The sequence below is a fragment of the Bradyrhizobium sp. genome, from assembly GCF_049581145.1.
Classification (GTDB): domain Bacteria; phylum Pseudomonadota; class Alphaproteobacteria; order Rhizobiales; family Xanthobacteraceae; genus Bradyrhizobium.
Window position 1 is genome coordinate 1 of sequence record NZ_JBAURI010001139.1, and the last position, 12,292, is coordinate 12,292.

The 12,292-nt window shown below is 64.9% G+C and carries 6 protein-coding genes and 1 pseudogene; all 7 read left to right on the forward strand.

Features of this window, described 5'->3' with window-relative positions; genetic code table 11:
* Window positions 1-748 precede the first annotated feature (748 nt).
* Window positions 749-1,456, forward strand: a pseudogene (locus WCB02_RS36430) (efflux RND transporter permease subunit); the annotation flags it as partial.
* Complete coding sequence (locus tag WCB02_RS36435; RefSeq protein WP_423966501.1) at window positions 1,456-1,797, forward strand: efflux RND transporter permease subunit; 342 nt, start codon at window positions 1,456-1,458, stop codon at window positions 1,795-1,797. The pseudogene WCB02_RS36430 and the gene WCB02_RS36435, both read left to right, overlap by 1 nt.
* Window positions 1,794-3,065 carry an efflux RND transporter periplasmic adaptor subunit gene (locus tag WCB02_RS36440; RefSeq protein ID WP_423966504.1) on the forward strand — a complete coding sequence of 424 codons (1,272 nt, stop codon included), beginning with the start codon at window positions 1,794-1,796 and terminating at the stop codon, window positions 3,063-3,065. Before WCB02_RS36435 ends, WCB02_RS36440 begins: the two co-directional genes overlap by 4 nt.
* A gap of 20 nt (window positions 3,066-3,085) precedes the next feature.
* On the forward strand, window positions 3,086-3,868 hold the full coding sequence (locus tag WCB02_RS36445) for a hypothetical protein (protein WP_423966507.1): 783 nt from the start codon (window positions 3,086-3,088) through the stop codon (window positions 3,866-3,868).
* Between the two features lie 301 nt (window positions 3,869-4,169).
* A complete protein-coding gene (locus tag WCB02_RS36450) occupies window positions 4,170-5,453 on the forward strand; it encodes an MdtA/MuxA family multidrug efflux RND transporter periplasmic adaptor subunit (RefSeq protein WP_423966509.1) in 1,284 nt (427 codons plus the stop codon).
* Window positions 5,454-5,487: 34 nt separating this feature from the next.
* Complete coding sequence (locus tag WCB02_RS36455; protein WP_423966511.1) at window positions 5,488-8,610, forward strand: multidrug efflux RND transporter permease subunit; 3,123 nt, start codon at window positions 5,488-5,490, stop codon at window positions 8,608-8,610.
* Window positions 8,607-12,292 (forward strand): efflux RND transporter permease subunit (locus WCB02_RS36460; protein ID WP_423966513.1); only part of this gene is annotated, 3,686 nt, incomplete at its 3' end. The genes WCB02_RS36455 and WCB02_RS36460, both read left to right, overlap by 4 nt.

A 12,292-nucleotide genomic window follows, 5' to 3' on the forward strand; every position in this document is an offset into this window, starting at 1 on the left:
CCGAAACCCTATCTCGGCTCCGATCTCGCGCGGATGATCCGGACCGCGCTCGCCCAGTGACCTGAAGGCGCGACGCGCCGGACCGACGGCTTGGCACCGGCCGGAGTATGGGTCCTGCGCCGCGAAAACAGGGTTAGCGCGTTCGCTGATATGAGCGATCAGGAAGCGGAGTGGATGCCGTGGGCTCGCAATGCTTCCTTGCGTTGCTAGTCACGGTCCAGTGATGAGATGCTTATCTTCAACGGATCTTGAGTCCCGGCAATGAAAACTTCACCCATCGTTGATCGGGTGCAGCGGGTTGCCGAGCCCAAGTTTCGAGCAGTGGCGCTTTAAAACCGGTGTGCAATTTCTAGATCCGGCTCTATGGAGCCCGTGACGTTCAGTCGCCACGGTTGTGAAGCTCTCGGCGCGCTCGCGTGATCGGAAGGTTCGCAGGCGACATTCCAACAAGCACATTCCAAAAAGCACATGAGGAGACGCAAAGGCTGGGCGGTGAGACGTCCGCGCACGCAACGATTGATGATGCCCGGAGGTAAGGATGGCTTTGTTCTCGTGCTCCTTTATCCGCAAGGTGATTTTGTTTGTGTCCACGATGTCGGTTGTGGCGACATCGCTGGCATTGCCCAGGAATCCATCGAGGACATCTCACGTGGGCAGCGCGATGCCTCCGCAATATCCGTGGGGGCCGCGGTAGCGGATGCCGCCGGCGAGGCCGTCATCGATGCCGGCTGCACTGCAGGAATAGACCATGGGACTTGTTCGCTTTGCACTCCGCTTTCCGCACACCTTCTACGTGGTGGCGGCCCTCATCCTGTTTCTCGGCGTCGCCGCGATCCGGTCGATGCCGACCGACATTTTTCCGGAGATCCGCATTCCGGTGGTCACGGTCATCTGGCAGTACACTGGTCTCACCACACCGGAAATGGAGCAGCGCGTCTCTACCTACAGCCAGTATTCGATCAGCGCCAACGTCAATGGCATCAAGAACATGGAGGCGCAGACCCTCAACGGTCTGTCGATCCAGAAGATCTTTTTCCAGCCGGACGTCAATCTCGACCTCGCCATCGCCCAGATCGTTGCAGCCACCAATGCGATTCGCGCCCTGATGCCGCCCGGTATCCAGCCGCCGATCGTCGTGCAATTCAACGCGTCGAGCGTTCCTGTGCTGCAGCTCAGTCTGCATTCGGACAGCCTGAACGAGCAGCAGCTCTATGACTTCGGCATCTACCGGGTGCGGCAGCAACTGGCGCCGGTCCCCGGCGTCACGCTGCCGACGCCGGCCGGCGGCCAGTATCGTCAGATCATGGTGGACATCGATCCGGACAAGCTATTGTCGCGGGGGCTGACGCCGCTCGATATCGTCAATGCCGTCAACACCCAGAACCTGACCTTGCCGTCGGGTACGGCGAAGATTGGCGACACGCAATATACCGTGCGCACCAACGCGACGCCGGCATGGCGGTCGGCGTCGCGTCGGCGAACTCGATCCTGCTCGTGACGTTTGCGCGCGAGCAGCAGCTGAAGGGACACTCCGCCTTCGAGGCCGCGCTGAGCGCCGGCCACACCAGAATCCGTCCGGTGCTGATGACGGCCGCCGCGATGATCGTCGGCATGATCCCGATGGCGATCGGGGGAGCCGGCGAGGAACAGAACGCGGCGCTGGCGCGCGCGGTGATCGGCGGTCTGTTGTTTGCGACGCCGACGACGCTGCTGATCGTGCCTTACCTGTTCGCCATGCTGCGCAAAGGCAACGACGGAAAGCCCCACCATGGCGTGTTCGAGGACATCCCGGAATGACAGAGATTCGCGTGCGGCCGAAAAATGAGGCCATTCAGGAGCGGCCCGATCCCGGAACCGATCGTGTTGTCACGCTTCCCGACGTGACGCGCAAACGGCGACGGCGCTTGGCGGGCCCGTTGCTCGGCGGCGGCGCATTGCTGTTGCTCTTGGGCGGTCTTGCCATAGGCGGCTGGCGTTACTACCGGGCCGATGTCGATGTCGCGGCCGTCGCACAACAGAGCCGGACTCTTGTCCCGGATGTTCGCGTCGCCGCGGTTCGCGCCAGCCCCGACAAGATGACCGTGACCCTGCCAGCGACCACGACGGCTTTCGAAGCGGCTAATATCTTTGCGCGCGCCAGCGGCTATGTGGAGAAGCGCTACGTCGATATCGGCGACGAGGTCAAGGCCGGCGCCCTGCTGGCGGAAATCATTGCGCCCGAGCTCGATCAGCAGATTGCGCAGGCCGAGGCGACACTGAACCAGGATCAGGCCACCTTGCGGCAGACCCAGGCAAGCCGGGATCTCGCAGAGGTCACCAATACGCGCGACAGCAACCTCGTCAAACAGGGATGGCTGACGTTGCAGCAGGGCGACAACGACCGCCTGACCCTGCAGGCGCAGCAAGCCGCGGTCGGCGTGGCGCAGTCGAACATCCAAGCGCAGCAGGCCCAGATCCGGGTTCTGCAGCAGGAGAAGGCCTATCAGCGCGTGGTGGCGCCGTTCGACGGCGTGATCACCCAGCGCGGCATCGACAATGGCAGTCTGGTGTCGTCCGGGTCGACGTTCATGTTCACGCTGATGCATCCCAACGTCATCCGCACCCAGGTGTTCGTGCCGCAGGACGAGGCCTTCGGGCTCGCGCCGGGCGTCGACGCGGTGGTCCATGTGCCGGAGATTCCGGATCGCAGTTTTCCCGGCAAGGTGACGCGGATTGCGACCGCCTTGCAGCCCGGCAGCCGGACGCTGTTGACCGAAATCGACGTCCCCAATCCCGACGGCGCGCTCGATCCCGGCATCTATTGCACTGTCGACCTGCATATTCCGCGCAAGACGCCCTCGATGATCGTCCCAGCCGATGCGATCGTGTTCGATCAGAACGGCCTGCATGTCGCTGTGGTCGAGAACGGCACCGCGCATCTGCAGAAGATCACCATCGCGCGCGACCTCGGCACCGAAGTCGAGGTGCATGACGGCGTCAGACCGGGCGATCAGGTGATTCTCAATCCGATGGTCGACCTGGCCGAGGGCAGCAAGGTCGCCATTCGCAAGGCGCGGACAAGTTGAGACGGCGGGGAGGGCCTGCGATGCATCGCCTGTTATCTGCAATGGCCGCGCTGCTGATGGGCATCAATGCCGGCCGTGCGCAGGTCTCCACCATCGGCACCACGGCCATGGGCCTGCCGTCGACGCCGGGCGCCATCGTGTCGTCCCCGCTCAATGGCCCGAGCCCGTTCTCGGCGGCCACGCAGCCCGGTGCTCCCGATACGACGCTGGCGCCGGTGCCGCTGGCGCTCGATCCGACGATATCAGGGACGGTCGTGACCTGTGGTCCGCCATCATCAGGACAGATCACGCCGCCGACGCCGACCGTGACGCTGACGTCGGTGTCGGCACCGAGCGGCACCACGCCGTCGCTGCCTGTCGCACCGGGCACGATCGCTGCGCCCACGCGGGCGAGCATGCCGGCGGCAGCGCCATCGATCGCGGTCCCGACGGGTGGGATGTCGACGTCAATTTCCGGCAGCGCGACCGGGACCATTCCGCCAACTTCGCCGCTCGGCGGTTCGTCTTCCACCAGATGCGGTTCGGCGCCGGGCGGGCCGCCGACCAACGGCGCATCGCTGCCGCTCACGACTCCGGAGATTGCGGCGAACCCGCCGCCTGGCACAATCCAACCAGCCACGACCGAACTCGGCGGCACCAGTATCGATCCGACGATGACCATCGTGCCGACACCAAACGCATCGGCCTGTGCCGTGGGCGTGACGATGAACCTGGCGACACCCGCCATGATGATGCCCGCCAATGCGACGGGCGCGGCGGCGACACCCGGCGTGTCGGCGCCCCCATCTCCGTCGGGCTGCTGAGACCTCGCAGGCTCGCCGTGACACCGGCGGTTGGCACCAAGTCTCAAGCCGTTCTTTGATTGGCCCGGCTGGTTCAATCGCGCGGAGCGCGTATCCGTCGGTCGCGTTCATGACCTCCTCCTGGCGGTAAAAGTACTACGGCTGCGGACCTGCGCGCGCTCCACCCGGTCGCGTCGGCCCGAGGCCGTCCGCCGGGTTGCGGAAGTGGAACCGGAAAGGATGTCGCAGGTTTAATGTGCGGGAAACGTGGTCGTAAGGCGCCTTCGCCACCTTTCCGCTTCTGAGGGATCGGTAGCACCGCATGGAGACCGTCACCGAACGACAGGAGAAGCCGCCGGCCGTTCTGCCTCCCGACGAGTCCGAGACCAAAACCAACCAGGCCGGCCGGCGACGGCCGTGGGGCGTGCTCGCCCTGATCGTCCTCGGCGCTGTCGGGGCCTGGTTCTACGGCCGACATCTCGAGACGGCCAAACCAAATCGCCCGCCGACCACTGCTGCGGTCCCTGTGGTGGTGGCGGCGACGATCAGCAGGGGAGACATCGACGTCACGCTCGATGCGCTGGGGACGGTGACCTCTCTTGCCACCGTGACCGTCGTCTCGCAGATCAGCGGCCAGCTGGTGCATGTCGCCTATACCGAGGGCCAGGTCGTCAAGAAAGGCGATTTGCTGGCCGAGATCGATTCCCGGCCCTATCAGCTGGCGCTGGCCCAGGCGCAGGGCGCCCTGGAGCGCGACCAGGCGCTGCTGCAGAACGCCGAACTGGATCTCAAGCGCTACCAGGATCTCGCCAAGACCAACTCCATTCCGCGCCAGCAGCTCGATACCCAGGTCTCGCTGGTATTGCAGGACAAGGGCAACGTGGTCTCGGACCAGGCCCAGATCGAGACCCAGCAGCTCAACATCTCCTATTGCCACATCGTCGCCCCGGTGGACGGGCGGGTCGGACTGCGCCTGGTCGACCAGGGCAATTACGTGACGCCGAGCCAGACCACCGGTCTGGTCGTCATCACCCAGCTCAAGCCGATCACGGTGATCTTCCCGGTGGCCGAGGATTATCTGCCGGAGATCGTCAAGCGGCTGCGCGCAGGAGCCACGCTGCCGGTGACGGCATTCGACCGCAGCGGTTCGATCAAATTGAGCGAAGGCGAGCTGAAATCGCTCGACAGCGAGATCAACACCACCACCGGCACGCTCAACCTGCGCGCCGAATTCGCCAACGAGGACGAGAACCTGTTTCCCAACCAGTTCGTCAATGCGCGGCTGCGGATCGACGTCCTGCACAATGTGCTGATCGCGCCGACCAGCGCCATCCAGCGCGGGGCGCCGGGCACCTTTGTCTATCTGGTCCGCCCCGATCAGACCGTGGTGATCCAGCCGGTCACGCTCGGGCCGACCAGCGGCGATCGGGTCGCGATCCAGTCCGGCATTTCCGCCGGCGACAAGGTCGTGACCGACGGTGCCGACCGCCTGCGCAACGGCACCAAGGTCACGCTGGTCGCAGAGCCCGCGGCGAACGGCAACGCGCCGCCCGCGGCCAATGGCCAGAGCCACGCTCCATCACCCGACACCGGCGGAAACCTGTGAGGGACTTGCCCTCGACCGGCAGTGAGAAGTCGATATGAGCCCGTCGCGTCCCTTTGTGCTTCGGCCCGTTGCGACCACGCTGCTCATGGTTGCGATCATGCTGTCCGGGCTGATTGCCTATCGTTTCCTGCCGATGTCGGCGCTTCCCGAAGTCGATTATCCGACCATTCAGGTCCAGACCTTCTATCCGGGCGCCAGCCCCGACGTGATGACCTCCTCGGTGACCGCCCCGCTCGAGGTGCAACTCGGCCAGATGCCCGGGCTGAGCCAGATGAGCTCGGCGAGTTCGGCCGGCGCATCCATCATCACCCTGCAGTTCGACCTCACGCTCAGTCCCGACATCGCCGAACAGGAGGTCCAGGCCGCGATCAACGCGGCCAGCAGCCTGTTGCCGACCGACCTGCCGGCGCCGCCGATCTATGCCAAGGTCAATCCCGCCGATACGCCGGTGATCACGCTGGCACTGCGCTCGGAATCGCTGTCTCTGACCCAGGTGGAGGACCTTGCCGACACGAGGCTGGCGATGAAGATATCGCAGCTGCCCGGCGTCGGCCTCGTCACCATCAGCGGCGGCCAGCGCCCCGCCATCCGAATCCAGGCCGACCTGCGCAAGCTCGCCGCCTATGGGCTCAGTATCGACGACCTGCGCACCACCCTCGGCAACGCCAATGTCAACACGCCGAAGGGGAATTTCGACGGTCCGGCCCGGGCGTCCACCATCAATGACAACGACCAGCTGCTGACGGCCGACGGCTACCGCCGCCTGGTCATCGCCTACCGTAGCGGCGCGCCGGTGCTGCTGGGCGATGTCGCTGACGCGATCGAGGGCGCGCAGGACGACAAGCTGGCGGCGTGGATGAACATGTCGCCGGCCGTCATTCTCAACGTGCAGCGCCAGCCCGGGGCCAATGTCATCACGGTCGTCGACATGATCAGGCACCTGCTGCCGCAGCTGACCGCGGGCCTGCCTGCGGCGGTCAACGTCGACGTGCTCAGTGACCGTACCGTCACCATCAGGGCGTCGATCCAGGACGTCGAGTTCGAACTGCTGCTGGCCGTGGTGCTGGTTGTTCTGGTGATCTACGTGTTCCTGCGCAGCGCACGGGCCACGCTGATCCCAAGCCTCTCGGTGCCAGTGTCGCTGATCGGCACCTTCGGCGCCATGTATCTGCTCGATTTCAGCCTCGACAATCTCTCGCTGATGGCGCTGACGATTTCCTCGGGCTTCGTGGTCGACGACGCGATCGTCGTCATCGAGAATATCTCCCGTTACATCGAGGAGGGCGATTCACCGCTGCAGGCAGCGCTCAAGGGCTCCGAGCAGATCGGCTTCACCATCATCTCGCTCACCATTTCGCTGATCGCCGTGCTGATCCCGCTGCTGTTCATGCGCGACGTCGTGGGGCGGCTGTTCCGGGAATTCGCCGTCACGCTGGCGGTGACCATCCTGATCTCGGCCGTGGTCGCGCTGACCCTGGTGCCTATGGCGTGCGCGCTTTTGCTCAAACCCGCCAGCGACGAGCGCCCGAACTGGTTTCAGCGCAAGAACAAGGAATGGTTCGATGCCCTGATCGAGCACTATGGCTCGGCGCTGCGCTTTGTCCTCGACCACCAGGGCGTGACATTGGCGGTCGCCGTCGTCACATTGGCGGTCACCGCCGCACTCTACATCGCCATTCCCAAGGGATTTTTTCCGGTCGAGGACACCGGCCTGATCCAGGGCATCAGCGAGGCCGCGCAGTCGGTCTCCTTCGCCGGCATGGCCGAGCGGCAGCAGGCGCTCGCGAAGGTCATTCTGAAGGACCCCGACGTCGACAGCCTGTCCTCCTTCATCGGCGTCGACGGCAGCAATGTGACCCTGAACAGCGGCCGCTTCCTGATCAACCTCAGGCCGCACGGAAGCCGTCCGTCCATCACGAGCGTGATCGACCGGCTCGAACAGACGACGGCCGCGGTCATTGGCGCCAGGCTCTACCTGCAACCGGTGCAGGATCTGACCATCGACGACTCGATCAGCCGGTCGCAATATCAATTCTCGCTGGAAGACGCCAATGCCACGGAGCTGGCGAGCTGGGCGCCGCGGCTCGTCGACAAGCTCAACGGCCTGCCGCAATTCGCCCAGGTGTCGAGCGACATCGCCGCCAATGGCCTGATGACCTATATCGACATCGATCGCGACACCGCCAACCGCTTCGGCATCACGCCGGCGACCATCGACAATGCGCTGTATGATTCCTACGGGCAGCGGATCGTGACGACCATTTTCACCAGCGCCAACCAGTATCGCGTGATCCTGGAAACCGACCCGGCGCTGAAGCGCTCGCGGCGGTCGCTGTCCTCGGTGTATGTCCCGACCTCGACCAGCAGCAGCGCAGTGCCGGGACAGGTGCCGCTATCGGCCATCGCCCATGTGCGCGAAGGCACCGCACCGCTTCGCATCGACCATCTCGGCCAGTTTCCGGCCACCGCCATCTCGTTCGACCTGGCGCCCGGCGCCTCGCTCGGCGAGGCGGTTGACGCCATCACCCAGGCGGCGCGCGAGATCGACCTGCCGCCGAGCGCCACCATCCACCTGCAGGGCTCGGCGCTCGCCTTTCAGAAGTCGCTGTCCAACGAGCTGTTCCTGATCCTCGCCGCGATCGTCACCGTCTACATCGTGCTCGGCGTGCTCTACGAGAGCTTCGTGCATCCGGTGACAATCTTGTCGACCTTGCCCTCGGCGGGCATCGGCGCGCTGCTGGCGCTGATGGCAGCCGGCGACGATCTCAGCGTGATCGCAATCATCGGCATCGTGCTGCTGATCGGCATCGTCAAGAAGAACGCGATCATGATGATCGACTTCGCGCTCGACGCCCAACGCACCGAGCACCGGCCGCCGCGCGAGGCGATCTACCACGCCAGCCTGTTGCGCTTCCGGCCGATTTTGATGACCACGATGGCCGCAATCCTGGGCGCACTGCCGCTGATGCTGGGAAGCGGCGTCGGCTCCGAACTGCGCAACCCGCTAGGGGTGTCGATCGTCGGCGGGCTCTTGGTCAGTCAGGTCCTGACGCTGTTCACCACTCCGGTGATCTATCTGTGGTTTGACCGGCTGCAGCAACGCTACTTCAATTTCCGCGGCGTCGGCGAGATCGAGGAAGGGAGTCCGGCGGAATGAGCCTGTCGACGACCTTCATCCGCCGCCCCGTCGCCACCATTTTGCTGACCCTCGGGCTGGCAGCCGCGGGCGCGTTGGCCTTCTTCAAGCTCCCGGTTGCACCGCTGCCGCAGGTCGACTTTCCCACTATCTCGGTCACCGCGCAGTTGCCGGGAGGCTCGCCCGAAGTGGTCGCCAACACGGTGGCGACGCCGCTGGAGCGCCATCTCGGCCAGATCGCCGATGTCAGCGAGATGACCTCCTCGAGCACCGTCGGGATGACCCGCATCATCCTGCAATTCGGGCTCGATCGCGATATCAATGGCGCGGCGCGCGACGTGCAGGCCGGAATACAGGCCGCCCGTGCCGATCTGCCGACCAACCTGCGCAGCAATCCGACTTACCGCAAGGTCAATCCGGCCGACGCCCCGATCCTGATCCTGGCGCTGACGTCGGAATCGGAGTTGCAGGGCGAACTCTACGACGCCGCGGATTCCGTGCTGGCGCAGAAATTGTCGCAAATCCGGGGCGTCGGCCAAGTGATCGTCGGCGGCAGCGCGCTGCCGGCGGTGCGGGCCGAGCTCAATCCCATTGCGCTGCAGAAATACGGCATCGGCCTGGAGGACGTGCGGGCCGCGCTCGTGGCGGCCAACGCCCACAGCCCCAAGGGCGACATCCAGCAGCGCGACCGCCGTTACCAGCTCTATGACAACGATCAGGCGACCAAAGCCGCGCAATATCGCTCGCTGATCCTGGCCTACCGCGATGGCGCGCCGGTCCATCTCTCCGACGTCGGCGAGGCGATCGACTCGGTCGAGGATCTGCGCAACGCCGGCATTGCCAACGGCAAGCCGGCGGTCCTGATCATCATCTTTCGCCAGCCCAACGCCAATATCGTCGGCACCGTGGACCGCGTAATGGCGGCGCTGCCGGCGCTGCGGGCCTCGATCTCGCCGGCCATCGACGTCGAGCCGATGGTGGACCGTTCCACCACGATCCGCGCCTCGCTTGCCGAAATCGAGCGGACCCTGCTGATCTCGGCGATCCTGGTCGTGCTGGTGGTCTTTGTCTTCCTGCGCAGCGGACGCGCCACGCTGGTGCCCAGCGTCGCGGTGCCGGTGTCGCTGATCGGCACCTTCGGGGTGATGTATCTGCTGGGCTATAGCCTCGACAATCTGTCGCTGATGGCGCTGACGGTCGCCACCGGATTCGTGGTGGACGATGCCATCGTGGTATTGGAGAACATAGCCCGTCACATCGACGAGGGGATGACGCCGGTTGCGGCCGCGATCAGGGGCGCCGCCGAAGTCAGCTTCACCGTCGTGTCCATGAGCATCTCGCTGATCGCGGTGTTCATCCCGATATTGCTGATGGGAGGCATCGTCGGCCGGCTGTTTCGCGAATTCGCGGTGACGCTGTCGATCGCGATCCTGATGTCGCTGATGATCTCGCTCGCCACGACGCCGATGATGTGCGCGCTGCTGCTGCGCCGCTCGCGGCGCGAAACCGCGAACCGGTTTGCGCGCTTCGGCGAAGCCTGGTTTGCATGGCTGTCGCGCGGCTATGACCGGTCGCTGGGCTGGGCGCTGCGCCATTCGCTATTGGTGATTGTCATTCTGGCGATGACGCTGGGGTTGAACGTCTACCTGTTCGTGATCGTGCCGAAGGGCTTCTTTCCCCAGCAGGATACCGGACGTGTCAACGGCAACATCCAGGCCGACCAGGCGATCTCATTTCAATTGATGCATCAGAAACTCGAAGAATTCATCGCCATCATCCGCAAGGACCCCGCGGTCGATACCGTGGTCGGGTTCACCGGCGGCCTCGGCGGCAGCCAGACCAATGCCGGCTCGGTCTATATCTCGCTCAAGCCGCTGAACCGGCGCAATGTTTCCGCCGATCAGGTGATCGCGCGGATCCGGCGCAATGTCGCGCATATCCCCGGCGCAGCGCTGTATTTGCAGTCGGTGCAGGACATTCGTATCGGCGGCCGCTCCGCCAACGCGCAATATCAGTTCACGCTGCAGGACTACGATGCCGACGAGCTGTTCAATTGGGCGCCAAAGATCCTTGCCGAGCTGCAATCGATTCCGCAGCTGACGCAGGTCAACAGCGACCAGCAGAACCACGGGCTTGAAACCAACATCGAGATCGACCGCGCCGCGGCGGCGCGTCTGGGGCTGACGGTCAGCCAGATCGACAACACGCTCTATGACGCCTTCGGGCAGCGCCAGGTGTCAACCATCTACAATCCGCTCAACCAGTATCATGTGGTGATGGAGGCGGCGCCGAAATACTGGCAGGACCCTGATATCCTGAAGAGCATTTTTATCAGCACCGCAGGCGGTTCGCCGAGCGGCACGCAGTCGACCAACGCCAGTGCGGGCACGGTTTCCGGGCCCTCCGCCAACGCCGCGAACACCCTGACGGCATGCTCCCCGGCTTCGGCCTCCGCACCGTCTGCCGGCCAGACCGCATCGACGGCCTCGTCCACGACGACGACGTCGTCGTCCTCCGCCGCCGGCGCGTCTTCAACCACGTCGTCATCGACCACCGCGGCATCCACCCCCACGGCGGCGTCCTCCACCACCACCACGCCGGCTGCGACCAGCGGCAGCACGACCAGCACGACGGCTGCCTCGTCGCTCAGTCTGCCGACCGCGACGCTTCCAACCAGCTCCGCGATATCCTCGTCCTCATCATCGGGCCCGTCCTCGTCGAGCCCGTCATCCACCTTTGCGCCGATCACCTCATCGACGCCGACGGCCGCGGCATCTGCGGCAATCACCACCTCGCCATCCGGCGGCGTCTGCGCGACCTCGCCAATTGCGGCCAGCTCGACCGCCGCGTCGTCGTCCAGCGCGGCGCGCAACCAGGCGCTGAATTCGATCGGCAGCAGCGGCAATTCGACCGCGTCCAGCGGCTCGGCGGTCAGCACCGCCGTCGAGACCATGGTCCCGCTCAGTGCGTTCGCCCATATCGGATCCGGCAACGTCCCGCTTTCGGTCAATCATCAGGGGCTCACCGTGGCGGCCACCATTTCCTTCAATCTGGCGCCGGGGGCGGCGCTCAGCGACGCCGTGCGCGAGATCAATGCGGCGATGACGCGGCTGCATGTGCCGGCAACTGTGCGCGGCGGCTTCCAGGGCACCGCGCAGGCCTTCCAGCAATCGCTCGGCAGCGAGCCTTATCTGATCCTGGCGGCCGTGATCGCCGTCTATATCGTGCTCGGGATGCTCTACGAGAGCTTCATCCACCCGTTGACGATCCTGTCCACTTTGCCTTCGGCCGGCATCGGCGCGGTGCTGGCGCTGATGCTGTTCGGTATCGAATTCAGCATCATGGCGCTGATCGGCGTGATCCTGCTGATCGGCATCGTGAAGAAGAACGCGATCATGATGATCGACTTCGCGCTCGAGGCCGAGCGCACGCGCGGGCTGTCATCGCAGCAGGCGATCCACGAGGCCTGCCTGCTGCGCTTCCGTCCGATCATGATGACCACCATGGCGGCACTCTTGGGCGCGGTGCCTTTGGCGACCGGGATGGGGGACGGCGGTGAACTGCGGCAGCCGCTCGGCATCGCCATCGTCGGCGGCCTGTGCGTCAGCCAGGCGCTGACGCTCTATACCACGCCGGTGATTTATCTCGATCTGGATCGCTTCAGCGTGTGGCTTCGGCCGGTCCGCGGCTTGCGCAACGATCC